At 42.8% G+C, this 21822-nt stretch carries 14 protein-coding genes; all 14 read left to right on the forward strand.

Annotation, left to right across the window (positions count from 1 at the left end; all coding sequences use genetic code 11):
- Positions 1-3 precede the first annotated feature (3 nt).
- Positions 4-969, forward strand: a complete 966-nt coding sequence (locus PHU20_RS09345) for a glycoside hydrolase family 130 protein (protein ID WP_274825087.1) — start codon at positions 4-6, stop codon at positions 967-969.
- 5 nt (positions 970-974) lie between these two features.
- Positions 975-2045, forward strand: coding sequence for a sugar-binding protein (locus PHU20_RS09350; RefSeq protein ID WP_274825088.1), 1071 nt, complete (start codon positions 975-977; stop codon positions 2043-2045).
- A 7-nt stretch (positions 2046-2052) separates the two neighbouring features.
- The gene (locus PHU20_RS09355) at positions 2053-3165 is read left to right on the forward strand and encodes a family 10 glycosylhydrolase (protein WP_274825089.1); all 1113 of its coding nucleotides are present in this window, start codon (positions 2053-2055) and stop codon (positions 3163-3165) included.
- A gap of 185 nt (positions 3166-3350) precedes the next feature.
- On the forward strand, positions 3351-5687 hold the full coding sequence (locus tag PHU20_RS09360) for a beta-N-acetylhexosaminidase (protein WP_274825090.1): 2337 nt from the start codon (positions 3351-3353) through the stop codon (positions 5685-5687).
- A gap of 44 nt (positions 5688-5731) precedes the next feature.
- On the forward strand, positions 5732-6913 hold the full coding sequence (locus PHU20_RS09365; RefSeq protein ID WP_274825091.1) for a PNGase F N-terminal domain-containing protein: 1182 nt from the start codon (positions 5732-5734) through the stop codon (positions 6911-6913).
- A 175-nt stretch (positions 6914-7088) separates the two neighbouring features.
- Positions 7089-8903 carry a sodium:solute symporter family protein gene (locus PHU20_RS09370; RefSeq protein ID WP_274825092.1) on the forward strand — a complete coding sequence of 605 codons (1815 nt, stop codon included), beginning with the start codon at positions 7089-7091 and terminating at the stop codon, positions 8901-8903.
- 34 nt (positions 8904-8937) lie between these two features.
- Complete coding sequence (locus PHU20_RS09375; protein ID WP_274825093.1) at positions 8938-10539, forward strand: sulfatase family protein; 1602 nt, start codon at positions 8938-8940, stop codon at positions 10537-10539.
- A gap of 29 nt (positions 10540-10568) precedes the next feature.
- Positions 10569-11648 (forward strand): alpha-L-fucosidase, encoded by a 1080-nt coding sequence (locus PHU20_RS09380; protein WP_274825094.1) that lies wholly within the window; start codon positions 10569-10571, stop codon positions 11646-11648.
- Positions 11649-11687: 39 nt separating this feature from the next.
- The gene (locus PHU20_RS09385) at positions 11688-13220 is read left to right on the forward strand and encodes a sulfatase family protein (protein WP_274825095.1); all 1533 of its coding nucleotides are present in this window, start codon (positions 11688-11690) and stop codon (positions 13218-13220) included.
- Positions 13221-13230: 10 nt separating this feature from the next.
- Positions 13231-14823, forward strand: a complete 1593-nt coding sequence (locus PHU20_RS09390) for an alpha-L-fucosidase (protein ID WP_274825096.1) — start codon at positions 13231-13233, stop codon at positions 14821-14823.
- 10 nt (positions 14824-14833) lie between these two features.
- A complete protein-coding gene (locus PHU20_RS09395) occupies positions 14834-16228 on the forward strand; it encodes a glycoside hydrolase family 30 protein (RefSeq protein ID WP_274825097.1) in 1395 nt (464 codons plus the stop codon).
- A gap of 50 nt (positions 16229-16278) precedes the next feature.
- A complete protein-coding gene (locus PHU20_RS09400) occupies positions 16279-18870 on the forward strand; it encodes a glycoside hydrolase family 3 C-terminal domain-containing protein (RefSeq protein ID WP_274825098.1) in 2592 nt (863 codons plus the stop codon).
- A gap of 14 nt (positions 18871-18884) precedes the next feature.
- Positions 18885-20459, forward strand: a complete 1575-nt coding sequence (locus PHU20_RS09405) for a sulfatase family protein (RefSeq protein WP_274825099.1) — start codon at positions 18885-18887, stop codon at positions 20457-20459.
- A gap of 29 nt (positions 20460-20488) precedes the next feature.
- Complete coding sequence (locus PHU20_RS09410; RefSeq protein WP_274825100.1) at positions 20489-21817, forward strand: sulfatase; 1329 nt, start codon at positions 20489-20491, stop codon at positions 21815-21817.
- Positions 21818-21822 lie beyond the last annotated feature (5 nt).

Here is a 21822-nt window from a genome sequence, read left to right on the forward strand (position 1 = left end):
ATAATGAAAAACATACCTTGGCAAGATAAGCCGAACGATTGCACTGATGTAATGTGGAGATATAGCGAGAACCCCATAATCAATCGCTATGATATTCCTTCTTCAAATAGTATTTTCAATAGTGCGGTAGTACCCTATAAAGATGGTTTTGCAGGCGTATTCAGATGTGATAATAAAGCGGTGCAGATGAATATTTTTGCGGGCTTCAGCAAAAATGGCATTGATTGGGACATTGATCATGAACCGATCAAAATGAAGGCCGGGAACACCCAAATGATAGATTCCGATTACAAATATGACCCCAGGGTCGTTTTCATAGAGGATAGGTATTGGATTACTTGGTGTAATGGGTACCATGGCCCAACGATAGGGATAGCTTATACGTTTGATTTTAAAGAATTTTTCCAATGTGAAAATGCTTTTTTACCTTTCAATAGGAATGGGGTGTTGTTTCCAAAGAAGATAAACGGAAAGTATGCCATGTTGAGTAGGCCTAGTGATAATGGGCATACGCCTTTTGGTGACATATATGTCAGTTATAGCCCGGATATGAAATATTGGGGAGAGCACAGATGCGTGATGAAAGCGACCAATTTTGTGGATAGTGCTTGGCAGTGTACCAAGATCGGCGCCGGACCGATTCCTATTTTAACCAAAGAAGGTTGGTTGATGTTTTACCACGGGGTAATCAATACCTGTAATGGTTTTAGATATGCCATGGGTGCGGCAATCATGGAAGAGGATGCGCCCGATAAGGTAAAATACAGGACACAACCCTATCTTTTGGGGCCGGCAGTATCCTATGAGCTGACCGGGGATGTGCCGAATGTGGTTTTCCCTTGTGCGGCCTTACATGATGAAGCCGAAGACAAGGTAGCCGTATATTATGGTGCCGCGGATACCGTAGTTGCCTTGGCTTTTGGAAAACTTAGCGAGATAGTGGAATTCACAAAGAACAATAGTTTATAATATTCATGGACTCGAAGGTTTTATGTTTGTTGGTTTTGATAGGCGTGTCCTTTTTGGGATGCGCACAGAACCGTGATGCTCCTATTGTTCCTGAATCTTACGTCGCCTATAAAACACCCGAACCCCTTATCATCGATGGAGAGGATGCTGATGAGGCATGGGGTCGGGTAGCATGGACGGAACCTTTTGTTGATATTGAGGGCATAAAAAAGCCCAAGTACAAAACCCGGGTGAAAATGCTTTGGGATGATACGTATTTCTATATTTTGGCCCACCTCGAGGAGCCCCATGTGTGGGGCAATTTGGTGAAAAGGGATACCATTATCTTTCATAATAACGACTTTGAGGTTTTTATAGATCCCGATAGTGATACGTACAATTACTATGAATTGGAGGTCAATGCGTTGAATACCCCTTGGGATTTGTTCTTGAGTAAGCCATATCGGGATGGGAACGTGGTGTTGAATGATTGGAATATTACCGGCTTGAAATCGGCCGTTAAGGTAAACGGAACGATCAATGATCCCACTGATGTCGATAAAGGTTGGGTTTTGGAAATGGCCATTCCGTGGGAAGCGTATAAAAAGGGATACTATCACAATAACGTGCCCAAGGATACATTCTGGAGGGTGAACTTCTCAAGGGTCAATTGGGATTTTGAGCTGGTTGATGGTGAATATCAAAGAAAGAAAAATGATCAAGGTAGACTTTTGCACGAATACAATTGGGTATGGTCTGCCATGGGGGTCATCAATATGCATGAACCCGAAAAATGGGGCTATGTGTATTTTTCTTCCAAGGAACCTGGGGATAAGGAAGTTTTCGCTATTCCGAGCGATGAGAAAATAAAATGGAAATTATTCGAATTGTATCGTGCACAAAAGGCCTATTTCGAAACGAATGGGAAATGGGCCGATTCCTTGGATGACCTACAGATCGGAAATAGGGTAATTGAAGGTAAGGTTATTTCACCAACGCTTGAAAATCATAGCCAAGGTTGGAACATAATGGTTGATAGCCCTTTTTCGGGAAAGCGACTTATAGTGAAAGAAGATGGTGAATTCATTGAAAAATAAGGAAATTATGAGGTTTTTAAAGGTATTGTCCATTATGGTTTTTATGTGTTTAACGGCATGTAATGTTAAGGATAAAAAGGAGGGGAACGCCCAAGAAACCCCAAAAGAAAGTTCAAGCCCGAAATACAAATATTGGAGTTGGATGAGCGTAGGGCATAAAAAATCGGATTCGGCGTATACCGCACATTTCAATAAACTGAAAAATAATGGGTTTGATGCCGTGCTTTTGAACACAGGCGCGGATCCCAAGTTGTTGGAACGCCTGACCCCCATTGCATCAAAGGCCGGTTTGGAAGTCCATGCTTGGATGTTTACGACAAATAGGCCCGGGGACACCACAGCCTTAAAGCATCCTGAATGGTACATGGTCAGTAGAAGTGGTAAATCGTGCTTCAAGAAAGAGGAAAGGCCTTATGTGGGTTATTACCAATGGTTGTCGCCAAGTCATCCGGAAGCTAAAAAACACATCTTGAGTTTAGTCGAAGGTTTGGCAAAAGTAGAGGGAGTGGCCAGTGTGCATTTGGATTATATACGCTATCCGGATGTGTATTTGCCAATCGGTCTACTACCAAAGTACGGTATAAAACAAGAGGAGGAACTACCGGATTACGATTTCGATTATTCCGATGCCAGTGTAAACAAGTTTATTGCACTTCATCATAAAGATCCAAGGAAAATGGAAAATCCAGCCATTGATATCGAGTGGAAAAATTTCCGATTGAATGAGATTAGGTCATTGGTCAATGATGCCTATGACATCGTACATAAGCATGATAAAAAACTGAGTGCAGCGGTTTTTCCATATCCCGAAATGGCCGACCATATGGTACGCCAGCGTTGGGATAAATGGAAAATCGACATGGTGCTTCCCATGATTTATTATAATTTTTATAACGAAGAATTGGATTGGATCGGATACGCCACGGCACAAGGTGTCCAAGATTTGGAGGATAAGCCGGTAGAATTACATACAGGTTTATTTACACCAAAATTAACCCCTGACGATCTAAAGGTGGCCATAAAGGAGGCCAAGGAAAATGGAGCAAAAGGGGTCGCCTTTTTCGATGATTACTCCATGACCGAGGCACAATTGGAAGTCATAAAAAACTCCAAGGAATAAGTAATATTCGGTTATATCGGGCTTATGGCCCTTGGAAGGTGAAAAGGGTTATGCGATATGGCTTAAGGTAAGGATTTAGGTATGCCGCTTATGATGATGAAATGATATATGATGGTGAAAATGATGGTGGAATGGAAAAAGCGGCATTCTAAAAAAGTTAAAATGATAAATCAAAATACAGGACAATGACTAGAGTGTTCCCCCGAAACTTTATCGTAGTGTTACTTTTTTTAATTGTGTGTTCGGCTTGTAAGGACAAATCGAACAAGGTTTACCAAGAATCGGATATACAAATAATCCCAAAGGTAAACCAATTGGCCCTTACCTCCGGAACATTTCGATTTGATGAAAATACCAGCTTCGTGGTCTCGGAAAAGGGTCAAGAAATAGCTGCCCGGTTATTGAGGGATAAATTTCAGGTGGCTTCCAACTGGGAGCTACAAATCGTAACGGAGGCACCACATTCAAATTATGTCCTTTTCCAAGTTGTCGATAGCTTGGAAAACGAAGCTTATAACTTAAACGTAAGTACAAGCCATATAACGATCGAAGCTTCCGACAACTCCGGGTTTTTGTACGGTATACAGAGTCTGAGGCAATTATTGCCCGTTGAGATCGAAAGCAAGACTCCTGTCGAAAACCTGAATTGGGAAATCCCTTGTTTGGAGATAATGGATGGCCCGCGATTCAAGTGGCGGGGACTGATGCTCGACTTATCGCGTCATTTCTTTGATAAGGAATATATCAAAGAAACCATAGATGCCCTGTCTTTACATAAAATGAACATATTACATCTGCATTTAGTAGATGATCAGGGGTGGCGTATCGAGATAAAAAAGTACCCCAAATTAACCCAAATTGGGGCTTGGAGGGTAGATCAAGAACACCTTCCTTGGAATGACAGGACAACCAACAGCCCTGAAGAAAAAGGGACTTATGGGGGATTTCTGACACAAGAAGATATAAAGGATATTGTAGCGTATGCCTCCCTAAAAGGCGTGGAAGTGGTTCCTGAAATAGAAATGCCCGCACACGTATCAAGTGCTATTGCGGCCTATCCCGGGTTGTCATGCCATGAACGGCCCATTGCCGTTCCTTCCGGGGCATTATGGCCCATAACGGATATTTATTGTGCCGGTAAAGAAAGTACTTTTGAGTTTTTGGAAAACGTCCTTTTGGAGGTCATGGAATTGTTCCCTTCCAAGTATATACATATCGGGGGGGATGAGGCCACGAAAACGAACTGGGAAACATGTCCACATTGTAAAAAACGAATTGTAGCGGAAGGACTCGATAATGTGGAGGAGCTTCAAAGCTATTTCATTAAAAGGATGGAGCGGTTTATCAACTCAAAAGGAAAAAAACTCATAGGTTGGGATGAAATTCTGGAGGGGGGATTGGCCCCTGAGGCAACCGTAATGAGTTGGAGGGGTGTAAAAGGCGGTGTTGAGGCGGCAAAACACGGGAATGATGCTATAATGACTCCCGTGGGATATTGTTATTTTGATTACTATCAAGGTCCGCCAGAGTATGAACCGGCCGCAGGGGGTTCGGTAACTACGGTGAGTAAAGTATATCAATTCGATCCCATTGTCGAAACGTTGACAGAAGAAGAAACAAAACGTGTTTTAGGGGGGCAGGCCAATGTTTGGGCAGAGCATATTCCTACGGAGGACCATTCCCAATACATGATTTTTCCGAGATTGACGGCTTTGTCAGAAATCCTTTGGAGTCCTAAGGATTCCAGAAACTGGGAGGATTTTTCAGGGCGATTGAAACGAATGTTTGAACGCTATCGGCTTTTGGATATCAACTATGCCAAAAGTGCATATCTGATTACATCGGATGTAAAGACAGCCATTGAAAGCAAATCAATTTCCTTGTCGTTACATAATGAATTCCCCGATTCGGATATCAGGTTCGCTTTGGATAATGAGGTGTTGGATTCAGGTTCGACAAAGTTTACAGAACCGATAACCATTACGAAAACGACTGCTGTAAAAGCCGCTCTTTTTGAAGGTGATGATCCCGTGGGTAGGGTTTTTGAAGACACCATCAAGTTTCATAAAGGAGTGGCGGGCAAAGTTACTTACCTGACCGATTATGATAAGAGGTATCAAGGTTCCGGTGCGTTCAATTCGGTTAATACCTTAAGGGGTACCAAGAACTTTCGCGATGGCAGATGGCAGGCGTGGTTGAATGAAAATGCCGAAATGACCATAGCTTTGGGTAATGGGGAAAACATAGGTCAGGTTGTTGTAGGAAGTATGGTAAACCAAAAAAACGGCATTTATTACCCTACTGAAATCGAGGTGTCCGTTTCTGTTGATGGAAAAGTATTTACCCAAGTGGGCAAAGTCGAAAATCCTTATGAGGTCGATAACCGGGCTGCTTTAAAAGATTTTGTGGTCAACTTTGAAGAACAGGAAGTCAACTATGTTAAGGTGAAAGCCTCGTTTGCTGAAAAGGATAGTGATCTTGACGAGGTTTGGCTTTTTATAGATGAAGTATTGGTTAACTGATTAAAGGGGCGATAGGGATCGTGCTACACTGAAAATAGTTTAAAATGAAAAAGAACTTACTGGCTTTATTTCTGATTTCATGTTCTTTGGTCACGGCACAATCGGCTTTTGAGAAGACCGTATTCAGGGATCAAAAAATAAATTATGGGAAACCTGACAGCACCAATGTAGATCCCGATGTCATCAGGTTGTTGGGGGGCAGGTTGGTCTTGAAAAAGGTGACCGTTCTAAAATTCAAAAAGGGAACCGATGTTCATTTGGAATTGAAGTTAAGGTCCAATGGGGATAAATGGGATAAGTCCGGCTCTTGTTTCGTGATTACCGATCCGGAACAAATATCCATTCTTGATGTCGCCAAGGGGGAAGCCGAATTTCCAAGTGCTTCCTATGTAGGCACCAAGCACGGAGGGGTGCTTCCTGCTGAAAATTACCAACCGGTAGTTGAATTGTTGCGTTTTATGACCCCTTTCGGTGTTGGGCATTACAGCAATGATGAGCGTAAATATTCAAAGCCTGTTTATGTGCCCAAATGGGAAAAAGAAGTCGTATGGAACCAAGATATTTCTGAACTTGAGGATATTACTACGGGCACTTTTTATATTGGGGTCTGGATCGATTCTTGGACGAAAACAGGATATCGGATAGATTTAAGTTTATCCTATTCGGGTCGACCTAAAAAGGGTAGGAAGGTGATGCCGTTGTTCAATGCCGTAAAATATGTAAAAGGGCAAGCTTTACCGGATTTCTTCGCCGAGGGTCCACTTGAATATGGATTGAAAGTGGGTGCTGACCTAAAAAACGTACGGCTGCATTATATTACAACGGGGCATGGCGGTCATAGCGGAGGGGATGAATTTATCAAAATAAGGAATAGCGTTTATTTTGATAATGAATTGGTGCTTGATACCATCCCATGGCGTGATGATTGTGCTTCTTTTAGAAGGTTTAACCCAACTTCCGGTGTTTGGTTAAGGAAAGATTCCGCCTATTACAGAAATCCTGCCACTCGGGAACGTGCCATAAAGCAAATAGAAGAGCGCTTGGCTTCATCGGATTTATCCCGATCCAATTGGTGTCCCGGTTCAAAAGTGGTCCCCATTCAGGTATCTTTAGGGGATTTGAAAAAAGGGGAGCACAGGCTTAAAGTGCTTATTCCGGCCACTAAAGCGGAAAAAGGAAAGGCCAATCACTGGCTGGTTTCCGCCTACCTCACTTATGACGACTAAATTTTTACCTCTATCTGTCCAGATTTGGTGTTGGTCGAAGTAATTACCATCCATATCTTTTTTATTATTTATTTGTTAATAGTAGATCAAGTTTGAGTTAGTTTTAGTTTTGTGGGAGGGGATTATTCAATTCTCCTCCCATTTTTAGCGAAATAATTTATTTAAATACGGCTTTATGGTGTCTTTAAGCACGGTGGATTATATTTTAATTGCCCTTTTTTTCTCAATCACTTTATCAATAGGGATAATTCTTTCCAAAAAATCCGGGAAAAGTTCCTCTGAGTTCTTCCTTTCGGGAAGAACAATGCCTTGGTGGCTTTTGGGGGTTTCCATGGTGGCTACGACATTTTCCACGGATACGCCCAATTTAGTGACGGATATCGTCAGGACCAATGGGGTTTCAGGGAATTGGGTCTGGTGGGCTTTTTTGATTACGGGCTTATTGACGGTGTTTGTATACGCCAAATTGTGGCGAAAATCGAATGTGAACACCGATATCGAGTTTTATGAATTTAGATATGGGGGTAAACCCGCTACGTTTTTAAGAAAATTCAGGGCCATATACTTGGGGGTTGTTTTCAATATCATAACCATGTCCGCCGTAACCTTGGCCGCCATTAAAATCGGCGGTATCATGCTTGGTTTGGAACCCTGGCAAACGGTCGTCAGCGCGGGATTGATTACTGTGGTCTTTAGTGCTTTAGGAGGATTTAAAGGAGTGGTATATACCGATTTCATACTCTTTTTTGTTGCTATGGGGGGAGCCATTGGCGCTGCCTATTATTTGGTGAATTTGCCCGAAGTAGGGGGTATGGCATCACTGATGGCCAATGAAAATGTTGCGGATAAATTGACCATATTACCCGATTTCAGCGATGCGAATGCTTTGATCACGCTTCTTGTCATTCCCTTGGCCGTACAATGGTGGAGTTCTTGGTATCCGGGAGCGGAGCCTGGTGGCGGGGGGTATATTGCACAACGTATGTTGGCGGCTAAAGATGAGAACCATGCCATAGGAGCTACATTTTTCTTTAATATAATGCACTATGCCTTGCGTCCTTGGCCATGGATCTTGGTGGCTTTGGCCTCATTGGTGGTATTTCCCGATTTAGCCAGTATAAAAGAAGCTTTTCCCAATATCGCGGATGATAAACTGGGTCATGATTTAGCGTATTCCGCCATGCTTACTAAATTGCCGAGTGGGTTGTTGGGGTTGGTTCTGGCCTCTTTGATAGCAGCCTATATGAGTACGATTTCCACACAATTGAATTGGGGGTCCTCCTATATCGTTTATGATTTTTACAAGCAACAGATAAATCCAAAGGCCTCGGAAAAAAGATTGGTCGCCGTCGGTAGGTTGTCCACGGTAACCTTGATGGTATGTAGTGCACTGTTGGCATTATTGTTGCAAAATGCACTGCAGTTGTTTGAGTTGTTGTTGGTTTTTGGAGCAGGGACCGGATTGATATTCATCTTGAGGTGGTTTTGGTGGCGTATCAATGCTTGGAGTGAAATCACGGCCATGTTCGCCTCCGGTATTATATCGATCTTATTGAAATTGACCCCGCTTGGGGATTACCTGTTCAGGTCGCAAAACAGTGTTTTTGAAAGCTATTGGGAATATCCTTTCGTGGTGTTGGTAACTACGGCCATATGGCTTACCGCAACTTTTATCGCCAAGCCCGAGAGTAAAGAGGTGTTACAAGGCTTTTACAAAAAAATACAGCCAGGGGGTCCTGGTTGGGCAAAAGTCATAGCGGAAGCCGATGCCGAAGGTGTGGTCTTGAAAGATTCGGAGGAAGCTTGGAGCGTACCGGCGGGTATTTTGGCCATGCTTTTGGGGTGTGTATTGATCTATAGCTCCATGTTCGCTACGGGATATTGGATCTATGGGGATTACAACTATGCGGTTCCGATCACCATCCTTGCCATTGTCGCGGCTTTCCTTCTAAAAAGGACTTGGAAAAAAATCAAATCAAATATTCTATAGCATGAGAGGGTATTCCACTAAAGTTCATAATAATATGTATTCAAGAGTTGTAAGCGGTTGTTTGCTTGTATTGTTTTTGTTGGGTTGTAAAAATGAAAAGAATGACAAAGTTGCTGAAGAGGGAATAAAGCAACCCAACATTATTTTTATCATGAGTGATGATCACGCGTATCAAGCCATAAGTGCTTATGGGCACGGGTTGAACAATACCCCTAATATCGATAGGATAGCCAACGAGGGGGCGATTTTCAATAGCGGATTCGTAAACAACTCCATTTGTGCCCCAAGCCGGGCGGCCATGCTCACCGGTAAACATAGTTTTGTCAATGGTAAGGTCGATAATATCCGTGCCTATGATTGGGATCAGGAGAACTTTGCCAAGACTTTGCAAAGAAACGGTTACCAAACGGCTTTGGTAGGTAAAATACATTTGGACGGTTTGCCCCAAGGCTTTGATTACTCGAACGTACTACCGGGTCAAGGGCATTATTATGCCCCGGATTTTATAGAAAATGGGGTAAAAAAAACGTATCCGGGATATGTGACCCACGTAACCACGGATATCGCTTTGGATTGGTTGGACAATAAAAGGGAAAAGGATAGGCCTTTCCTATTGCTCTATCATCAAAAAGCACCTCATAGAACATGGATGCCGGAAGAGAAATATTTCACCCTGTTTGATGATGAAACCTTTACACCCCCATCGAATTTCTTTGATGAATACGAAGGTAGACCGGCTGCTGCAAAACATGAGATGGGCATTTATAAGGATATGGATGTGGTGTACGATCTGAAAATGCTCGATAAGGAAAAGGAAATCAAGACGAAGTACAGGGGCATGTTCCAAAGACAGTACAATCGGATGACCGAGGAGCAAAAAGCAGCTTGGGATGCTTATTACGACCCTATCATAAAAGAATTCAAAGCCAAAAAACCCCAAGGGAAAGACTTGGCACTTTGGAAGTATAATAGATATATGAAAGATTACTTACGCACCATACAATCAGTGGATGACGGCGTTGGGCAAGTACTGGATTATTTAAAGGAAAATGGTTTGGAGGAGAATACGATCGTAGTGTATACCTCAGACCAAGGGTTTTACTTAGGGGAACATGGTTGGTTCGACAAGCGCTTTATGTACGAAGAGTCTTTTAGAACGCCTATCCTGATGAAGTACCCTAAAGAGATCAAGCCAGGTACGGTTGTTGATGGTTTGGTCCAGAATATTGACTTTGCGCCAACATTCCTGGATTATGCAGGGGTCGATATCGATGAAAGCATACAAGGGGAGTCCTTAAGGAAATTGGTAAAAGGCGAAGCCAGTGAATGGAGGGATGCCCTTTACTACACGTATTATGAATTTCCGGGAGAGCATCATGTAAAACGTCATTACGGGGTTAGAACGGATAGGTATAAGCTCATACATTTTTATTACGATTTGGATGAATGGGAACTCTATGATTTGGAAAAGGATCCTTCCGAGATGCATAATGTTTACAACGATCCGGCATATGCCGAGGTACGGGAAGAAATGCATGTGCAATTGGAAGCCATGCGGACAAAATATGGGGATAGTGATGTATTGAACCAAGAACACCTAGATCGTTTTTTAAAAGCCAAAGGCTTAAGTAAATAACCAAATCACAATAGAAAATTCGCAGAAGAATGAGGGCAATAAAAGAAATAATAGGAGTATTGGTGGTGTTGTTGATGGTAGCGACACTGGGTAGCTGTAAGCAAAAAGCACCGGAACAAAAGGAGTTGGTGAACTATTTGGAAGAATCGGAAGAAGATTTTGATGAACGGATGAAATGGTTTACCGATGCCAAATACGGTATGTTCATCCATTTTGGACTTTACAGTCAGTTGGGCGGAATTTACAAGGGGAATGAGGAAGGTCGCTATGCCGAATGGATCCAAGGGAACCAGAACATTCCGTCAGAGGAATACGTAAAACTGTTGGACACCTGGAACCCTGTGGATTTTGATGCCGATAAAATCGTAAAGTTGGCCAAGGATGCCGAAATGAAGTATTTGGTGATCACTACCAAACACCATGAGGGCTTTTGTCTGTACGATTCCAAATACACCGATTTCGATATTGCGAATACGCCAATGAAAGGCAGGGATTTCGTTCAGGAATTGGCCGATGCCTGTAAAAGGGAAGGCATCGTTTTTGGAACCTATTATAGTATTACCGATTGGCACCAAGGTTCACAATACGTGGAAGAAGGAAAAGGTTGGGGCATGATGAAAATGCATGAAGGCCAAAAAGAGAAATACGTAACCTATATGAAAAATCAAATCAAGGAATTGATCGAGAATTACGATTCCAATATCATTTGGTTTGATGGGGATTGGGTCGATTGGTGGACCGTTGAGGACGGAAATGACCTGTACCAATATATCAGGGAGTTAAAACCCAGTATCATTATCAATAACCGTGTTTCAAAACGAAAACTGTTCAAAAAGGATTTTGGGACACCGGAGCAATTCCATTTGGATTCCATTGTAAAGTATTACTGGGAGGCATGTTATACCATGAACGATTCCTGGGGGTACAAAAAGAAGGATACCTTATGGAAATCCCCTGTGGAAGTCTATGAAAAATTAAAGGACATCAATGGAAAAGGAGGGAATTTCCTGCTTAACGTAGGGCCCGATGGCAATGGGGTCGTACCCGAGGAATCGGCAAAGATTTTGTTGGAAGTAGGGAAGATGATCAGAGAGGAAAATTCTAAATAAGATTAGCAATCAATAAACCGGGAAATAAAAATGGGGAATTTGCATAAGTATTCAATCAAGATCGTAGCTGCATTGGTAGTGGTATTGTCTTTTGGATGTAAAGAAAAGACAGTGGTGGAAAAGGAGGCGGAAAAGCCGAACATCCTCTTCCTGTTTACCGATGACCAACGTGGTGGGACCATTGGGGCCTTGGATAAATATGATGTCGAAACGCCAAATATGGATGCCTTGGTCCAAAGGGGTACGTCTTTTACCAACTCATACATTTTAGGGGCCACAACCGCTGCCGTATGTTCCCCAAGTAGGGCCATGTTAATGACCGGACGGCACTATTTCAATATAGAACCTAACGTATATGCTCAATTTGCTTTTAACCAGGAAGATAAAGGTAAGAGCGATAAATTAACCTTTCCGGAGTATTTTAAAGCGAATGGGTATACCACGTTCGCAACAGGAAAGCAACATAACGGTGAACCTTGGGTAGAACGTGGATTTACCAAGGTGAAATCCGCATTCTTAGGCGGAATGACAACACATTTCGGTACTAAAGTAAAGGACTATAGCCCGGAAACAGGATGGTCCGAACCGTATAAAAATGAAGAAAAATTCAGTAGCGAGGTCTTTGCCGATGCCGCTGTGGGTTTCTTGGATACTTACGAAAACAAAGATCCCTTCTTGATGTATGTGGCCTTTACCGCACCCCACGATCCACGTACGGCCCCCAAAGAGTTTGAAGATAAGTATGCGGCAAGCGATATTGCGTTGCCCGAAAACTTTATGCCCGAACACCCTTTTGAAATTGCCGATGATAGGATAAGGGACGAAGTATTGGCCCCGTTCCCAAGAACGGAGGAAATTATCCAAAAAGAAATTTCGGACTATTATGCCATGATATCCGCTACTGATGCCCAAATCGGCAGGATCTTAAAAGCATTGGAAGCTTCTGGCAAAGCGGACAATACCATTATTGTTTTGGCAGGTGATAACGGTTTGGCATTGGGTCAACACGGTTTATTGGGTAAACAGAACGTGTACGAGCATAGTATTAGTGTCCCAATGGTTTTTTGCGGACCGAATATCCCTGAAAACCGGAAAAATGATGCTATGGTATATTTACACGATATCTTCCCGACCCTTTGTGGTTTGACCGGTCTGGAAATCCCTGAATCGGTCCAAACCGAAAATTTGGCACCTGTCTTAAAAGGTGAGTCCAATGCAGTAAGGAACAGTATGCTTTATGCTTATAACTCTTGGCCGGGTGATTTGTTGGGCAAGAACAGAAACCACAATCCCGGAGGTGGACATAGGGCGGTTAGAAAAGGGGATTATAAATTGATAGTAAGTGCAAAGCATGAAGTGTTCACCTATCAATTGTTCGATTTGAAAAATGACCCATGGGAGCTGGTCAATTTAAGTGAGAATGAAAATTATGCATCGGTCAAGGAGGACTTGATGAACGAATTGGAAATCCTTATCAAGGAAACCGGGGATCCGGCTAAATTGGACAAAAACGAATTCGGTTTGTTCGATAACCCGGAAGATTACAATTTCAAGAAAAATTCAAAAAAGTAAAATAAAACCGATGAAACGTTTTAAAGTATTTAGTTTCCTTCTTTTTATAACCGTTTCAAGTATGGTCATGGCCCAGGATACGGAATTGTCTTGGGATGAATTGGCAAATCAATACGAATGCCCGGAATGGTTCAGGGATGCCAAATTCGGTATTTGGTTCCATTGGGGACCACAAGCCGTTCCAGAGCAAGGGGGCGGTTGGTACGCCCGCCATATGTATATGCAGGATGTAGGCCGCCAAAAGTTCGGTAAAATGGCTTATCCTTATCACTTACAAACCTACGGCCATCCTTCCGAATTTGGCTTTAAGGATGTAATCAACGAATGGAAAGCCGAAAATTTCGATGCGCAAGCCTTAATCGATTTTTCAAAAGAAAACGGAGCTAAATATATTGTGGCTTTGGCGAACCACCATGATCATTTCGATTTGTTCGATTCTTCGCACCACCCATGGAACTCCGTGGATGTGGGTCCTAAAAAAGACATTATCGGGGAGTTTGAGGCGGCAACCCGAAAAGCCGGTTTGAAATTCGGGGTTACCAGTCACGATGATCGTTTTCTGAATTGGTGGAAACCGGCATTCGGTTCGGATAAGGATGGGGACAAAGCAGGCGTGCCATACGACGGGCGTTTGACCAAGGAAGACGGTAAAGGCAAATGGTGGGAAGGCTTGGACCCGAAAGATTTATATGGTCCGGCACCGGAAGACCGCACTCCCGAAATTATTGAGGACATCAAGAAAAACTGGTTGGAACGCCATATTGAATTGGTTACGAATTACAAACCCGATTTGCTGTATAACGATGGATTTAACTTCACCTATGGGGAATATGGGCAAGAAGTAGCACGGGAATTATATAGTAACAGTCTGGAGGAAAACGGAACCATAGATGCCGTAATGCTTTTAAAGCGAAAAGAAAAAGGTACGGTCAATGAGGTGGAATCGGGAGGTAGTAATACCTTGAGGGAAGACCCATGGCAATCTGAAATTACGTTTACCGATTGGTTTTATAAAAAAGACCGCCATTTAACACACAATGCACGCACCATTTTGGAAATGCTCATTGAAGCCGTAAGTAAAAATGGTAACTTGCTTTTAAGTATGGAATTAAAGCCTGATGGAACCATTCCCCACGAAATTAAAAAGAGCGTTAAAATTGTTGGCGATTGGTTGAAAATCAATGGGGAAGCCATTTATGGCACACGCCCATGGAAGGTTTTCGGTGACGGGAAAAGTGTTAGGGGAGAGGAAGTGGAAACCGTTGAAGGGGAACTTAGGAATGCGACAGCTAACCAGAAACACGGCGAGCATTTTAACCAACGAACAACGGCCACACCGGCTTTTGCCCATGATGAAGTTCGCTACACCACTAAAGGAGACGATTTTTACATTATCGTAATGAACCCTAAAGGAGGGAAATTCGTTATTCCATCATTCGGAAAATCCAGCGAAGTCAATCCAGGAACTTTAAAAGGTTTAACCCAATTATACGATGGCAGGAAAATAGACTTTAAGCAAACCAATGAAGGTTTGACCATTGCCATGCCGGCCGTAAATGGTGACAGTTATCCAGTGGTATTAAAGGCGAAATTCAAAAATTAAATACGGGGATATGGGAAAATTTGTTTTTACGGTAATAACGGTTTTTATAATATCACTTTCAATCAACGCCCAAAACAAGGCTAAGGTTTATTATGTTGAGCTTGTTGAAGGTCAGGACATAGCTGCCAATCCCATAAAGGAAATGGAGGCCAGGTCTGAAGGAAAAGGTATTTCGGTTCGTATTTATCCTGATATTTCGTTTCAAACCATTGAAGGTATCGGTGGGGCGTTCAATGAAATCGGAGGGGAAGCATTGATGTCGTTAAGTGAAGATCAACAAAACGACATCATGAAAAACCTGTTCGATAAAAATGGTGCCAATTTCACGGTTTGTAGAACGGCCATCGGAGCCAGCGACTTTGGAATTAACGCCTATAGCTACAGCGAAGTGCCGAATGACTTTGAAATGAAGGGGTTTTCCATTGAGCGGGAAAGGACAAGCGTGATCCCTTACCTTAAGATGGCTTACAAGTATAACCCTGATATGGTATTGTTCGCTTCCCCTTGGAGCCCTCCGGGTTGGATGAAGGAATCCGGTTTAATGGATAGGGGGGAAGAATTCCCGGAGAAGAATGTCTTGAAAGACGACTCCAAGATCTATAAGGCCTATGCACAATATTTTTCAAAATATGTTGAGGCTTATGCTAAAGAAGGTATATCGGTCAATAGAATCGTCATTCAAAACGAGCAGGACATATCCACTAAATACCCTTCTTGTAACATGCCCCCAAAACAAATGGGCGAATTCGTAATCGATTATTTGCGTCCCCAATTTGAAAAGGACAATACACCGGCCGAAATCTGGGCAGGTTCTTTCCGTACCGCCAAGCGATTGGATGGATTGGAGTATGTGGCCAACAAAAGTTGGAGGGAAGCCGTTGATGGTATCGGGGTGCAGTATATGAACTCAAGGCAGATTGAAAACATGCAGGCAATTTATCCGGAAATCAAATTCTTGCATACCGAGGGCAATTGCTATGGTGGAAAAAACAGTATCGACCAGGCATTTTCCCGATTTAATGAAGTTGCGGCATATATTAACCATGGTGTACCCAACTTCTGTTATTGGAACATGATCTTAAATGAAGATTCCTCTAGCGGTTGGGGTTGGAAGCAGAACAGCCTAATTAAAATAAACCGACAAGAAAAAACGGTAACATACAATCCAGATTACGCCGCAATGGCGCTTTTTGGTAGGTTTATGAAACCAGGAATGAAACGTGTAGCTTCAGCTTCTTGGTATGGGGATACCATTACCCTTGCCGATGATAAAAACGTGTACCTGTTCATTAAAAACGATTCGGATGACGTAAAGACCTTCGACCTTTGGTTAAAAGATGACCACGCACAAGTTGTGGATATTCCTGCAAATACCATTTCGGTAGTGGCAGTGAATTATGAATAGTACGGACAAACGCAAAAAGATTCAATTCGAGTAAAATGATAGCCTTAAAAATGAAAACTTCAACAGTAGTTAGTTTTGTGGTAATGACGGTATGGTCATTAGGTCTCAATGCCCAACAGACGCAGTACCCTTTTTTGGATGAGAGCCTCGATATCGGGGAACGGGTCGATGATCTGGTATCCAGGATGTCTTTGGAGGAAAAAGTAGGACAGATGATGAACGATGCCCCTGCCATTCCCCGTTTGAATGTTCCTGCACACGAATATTGGAATGAGTGTTTGCATGGGGTGGCCCGTGCCGGCAAAGCAACCGTTTTTCCCCAAGCTATTGGTTTGGCCGCTACCTTCGATACCGACCTAATTTACAATTCGGCCGTAGTGATATCCGATGAAGCAAGGGCAAAGCACCATGAAGCGTTACGAAACAATTCCTTTGAACGCTATGAGGGATTGACCTACTGGACCCCAAACGTTAATATTTTTCGGGACCCTCGTTGGGGTCGTGGACAGGAAACCTATGGTGAAGATCCATATTTAACCGCTCGTATGGGGGTCAATTTTGTGAAAGGGTTACAAGGGGACGACCCAAAATATTTGAAATTGGTCGCTACACCCAAACATTTTGCCGTACACAGCGGTCCCGAACCTGAGCGGCATTTTTTTGATGCCACGACTACGGAACGTGATTTGTACGATACCTATCTACCGGCTTTTGAAGCTACTGTGGTTGAAGGAAAAGCGTATTCGATAATGGCGGCCTATAATAGGTATATGGGTAAGCCTTGTTGTGCAAGCCATCAATTACTTGATGAGATCCTAAGGAAAGATTGGGGTTTTGAAGGATTTGTTGTTTCGGATTGTAATGCGATAAGGGATATTCATGATTACCACAATTATGTGGACTCCAAAGAAGAAGCAGCTGCAGTTGCTGTTAAGGCGGGCTGTGATTTAAATTGTGGTTCACGTTATTCTTATTTAATTAGCGCCGTTGAAAGGGGTGATATTACTGAGGATGAGATCGATGTGTCTTTAAAAAGGATATTCAAGGCACGATTTAAATTGGGAATGTTCGATGCTCCGGAGTCCGTGCCCTATGCAAGTATTCCCATGAGCGTGGTAAGTTCGGAAAAACACAGGGCATTAGCCTTGGAAACCGCCCGAAAATCCATGGTACTTTTAAAGAACGACAATAATACCCTACCCCTTAAGAAAGATTTGAAATCCATTGCGGTCATAGGTCCCAATGCCAATGATCTGGAAGTGCTATTAGGAAACTACAACGGCTTCCCGTCACAATATTTTACCCCCTTGGTAGGGATTCAAAATAAGGTTTCCAAAAACACACAAGTGTATTACGAAGCGGGTACGGAATTGATTTCCAAAGCGCCGGCCATGTCATTGATCCCTGCCGCATACCTAAGCTTTGAAAGTAAAAAAGGATTACAAGCCAAGTATTTTAACAATCACGATTTTTCAGGGACTCCAGTTGTCACCAGAGTGGAGGAAGGTATCAATTCAAATTGGAACCTTTACCCCATTGAAGGATTGAACGAAGCTAAATTTGCCGTCGAATATACAGGCACCCTTCAAGTGGATGTCTCCGGGGAATACGACCTAGGGCTACAAAGCAGTAGGGGATATACTTTGGCCATTGATGGTAAGGTGCTAGTGGATAATACCGAGGATTTAAAAAGAAGGGTCGTAAAAGAAACCGTTCAATTGGAAAAAGGGAAACCGTATCAAGTTAAAATTCAGTATTTCCATGAAGGGTATCCTGTTAAATTGAAGTTCTTATGGGCTTCACCCGATAAAACTTCCTTTGAAAAAGCAATTGCATTGGCTGAAAAATCCGAAGTGGTAGTATTTGTTGGGGGGATATCGCCAGGTGTGGAAGGTGAGCAAATGCCGGTCAACTCCAAAGGGTTTGATGGAGGGGACAAAACCGATATAGAATTGCCAGAGGTTCAAAAAGAACTTTTAAAGGCACTACATGCAACAGGCAAACCCGTTGTTTTGGTATTATTGAACGGTAGTGCGTTGGCGGTTAACTGGGAGAATGAAAACCTACCTGCCATTGTAGAGGCTTGGTATCCTGGGGAACTTGGAGGTACCGCAATAGCGGATGTGCTTTTTGGGGATTACAACCCGTCCGGTAGGTTGCCGGTTACTTTTTATAAAACGGTCAAAGAATTGTCACCGTTTGTCAATTATAGCATGAAAGGAAGGACATACAGGTATTTTGAAGGGGAGGCTCTTTATCCTTTTGGGTACGGATTGAGCTACACCGATTTCAGTTATGGCACATTAAAATTGGCAAAGGATAAAATCAATGCAACGGGTACGACCACAGTATCGGTTAAAGTAACCAATGTAGGCAAATACAAGGGGGATGAAGTAGTTCAGCTTTATATCAAGGATGTTGAAAGTTCGGTGAAGAGACCCTTGAAAAGTTTAAGGGGAATCAAAAGAATCTCCTTAAAGCCCAAAAAGTCAACTACGGTAAGTTTTGAGATCACCCCAGAGGATTTATCCTTTTTTGATACGGTAAAACATGAAAAAGTTGTTGAACCTGGAATATTTGAAATCGGTATCGGTGCCGCATCGGACAACTTTGAGACAGTTAAATTGGAAGTAACGGAATAAATTTATAATAAATAATGAAAACATTGGTAAGGCTTTATACTTTAGTGCTTTTGGTTTCTTTTACGGCAACAAGTTGTAAAAGTAAAACAGAAGCGAAATCGGAAGCAAAAGAACAAGAAAGACCTAATATCCTATTCATCATGGCCGATGACCATACCTCACAGGCATGGGGGATATATGGGGGTATTTTGGAGGATTATGTACATACGCCGAACCTTCATCGTCTCGCCGACGAAGGCACCGTTTTGAATAATTGCTTGGTTTCAAATTCAATCTGTACCCCTAGTCGGGCCACCATACTTACCGGCCAATACAGCCATGTAAATGGGGTCAGGATATTGGATGCGGGCTTGTCCCCACAGTATAACAATATTGCCAAGGAAATGCAAAAAGGGGGGTATCAAACCTCTATCATCGGCAAGTGGCACTTAAAGCAAGAGCCGGCCGGTTTCGATTACTATTGTGTGCTTCCGGGTCAAGGGGAGTACCACGACCCTATAATGAAAACCAAGGAGAATTGGGAAGATTATTACGGCGGTGGTAAACAATACAAAGGCTATAGTACCGATATCATTGCGGATATGACCATTGATTGGATTGAAAACCGGGATAAGGAAAAACCTTTTATGGCCATGTGCCATTTTAAGGCCACACACGAACCCTACGATTATCCGGAACGTTTTGCGCATTTATACAAAGATGAGGAAATTCCTGTTCCCGAATCTTTCTATGACAATAGCGCTGCCACAACGGGACGTTCGTTTTTGGGTCAGTCTATGGATAACCTTAAAAAACGTTATTTGGATGCTACTGCAAACCCTGAGTTGAGAAAGGATTTCATGAATTATCCGGGGTTGCCTTTTTCCGTGGAAGGATTGACCCAAGAAGAAGCAAGGTATAAGACGTATCAAAAAATGGTGAAGGACTTTATGCGTTCGGGTGCGGCCGTGGATGATAATATCGGTAAGCTTTTGGATTATTTGGAAGCATCCGGACTGGCAGAAAATACCGTGGTCATCTACACCGCGGACCAAGGCTATTTCTTGGGGGAACATGGCTGGTTTGATAAACGCCTGATTTTTGAAGAATCCATTCATATGCCATTTGTGATCCGATACCCAAAAGAAGTTAGGGCCGGTGCCAGAAATAAGGACCTTATTGAAAATGTCGATTTTTCGGCCCTGTTTGCCGATTATGCGCAGATTGATTATCCAAAGACCATGCAAGGACGCAGTTTCCGTGAGAATTTAAAAGGAAATACTCCAGACGATTGGAGGGATTATGGTTATTACCGGTACTGGGACCATTCGAAAGACAGACCGGGGCATTTCGGTATCCGTGGCCAGCGTTACAAATTGGCATTCTTCTATGGCAACGGATTTAAAGGGGCCGCACAAGATCAATTCTGGGATTTCTATGATTTACAAGAAGATCCCCATGAGTTGCATAACGCCTATAACGACCCAAAATACAAAGACATCATTGCCGAAATGAAATCCGAGATTTTAAAACAACGTGAAACCTTGGGCGATACGGATCTTGATAATCCGGAAATATTGGCGATTGTTGAAAAACATTGGAACGATTGATTTAAGCTGAACTATTTTCTAAAACCGTTATGATCGATAAACTTATCAAACTTCCCATCCTTTTCCTTTTTGCATTGGCAATGACCCATTGTACGGCTCAAAAACAGGAAAAACCGAATATCATCATTATTATGGCCGATGATATGGGGTATGGCGATTTATCATGTTACGGGAGTACATTGATCAATACGCCCAACTTGGATAATATGGCGGCCGAAGGGGTCAGGTTTACCGACTTTCATGCCAACGGATCCGTTTGTAGTCCTACACGGGCAGCCCTATTGACAGGGAAATATCAACAACGCGTTGGTATAGATGGAGTCGTGACGGCCAAACATCATCGTGACAAAGGTTTGGATCCCAGTGAAAAAACGTTTGCTGAAGCGATAAAAGAAGCGGGGTATGTTACCGGCATGTTCGGGAAATGGCATGTTGGGTATCAAACCAAATTCAACCCCATACAGCAAGGCTTCGATGAGTATATCGGTTATGTTTCGGGTAATGTGGATTATCATTCCCATATCGATCAGGAAGGATACGAAGATTGGTGGGTAGGGGATACCATAAAAAATGAAAAAGGGTATTCAACAGATTTGATCACGAAACATTCCGTGGATTTTATTGAACGCCATAAAGACGAACCTTTTTTACTTTACATTCCCCATGAAGCACCTCACGGTCCGTTTCAAGGGCGTAAATCGGAAGCAGAACGCTATGTGGGATGGAAAGACGGAGCCAAACAGAAAAAGAAAGTATCCGAAGAAGAACTTAACGCCATTTATAAAGAAATGGTCGAAGTTATGGATGAAGGCATTGGTGAGGTTATGGAAACCTTAAAAAAACTGAAGCTTGATAAAAACACTTTGGTGTTCTTTTGTTCGGATAACGGTGCTTCAAGAAAAGTCGGTAGCAATGGCGGTTTAAGAGGCTACAAATCCACCTTATGGGAAGGCGGACATCGGGTATCCGCCATGGCATGGTATCCGGGTAGAATCGCCCCAAATCAGGTTAATGATGAGACCATTTTAACCATGGATCTTTTCCCCACCATTATGGATTTGGTCGGAGCTGAAATCCCAAAAGGATTGGATGGTATTAGTGTCAAGAATAACCTCCTTGTAGGGGAAGCCTTGCCACAACGGGATTTATTTTGGGGATATGCCGGTAGAAAAGCCATACGACAAGGCGACTGGAAACTCATTTTACAAAAAAAGGATGCAGAGCCTTTATTGTACAACCTAAAGGAAGATATCGGGGAGAACGATAATGTAGCGGGACAACATCCTGAAAGGGTTGGAACAATGCTCGGAAAATTAAACGACTGGAGTGAAGATGTTTATGCAACCAAAACAAAATAAGTAAT

Origin of the sequence: Maribacter polysaccharolyticus (genome assembly GCF_028882255.1) — a bacterium.
Lineage (GTDB): Bacteria > Bacteroidota > Bacteroidia > Flavobacteriales > Flavobacteriaceae > Maribacter_A > Maribacter_A polysaccharolyticus.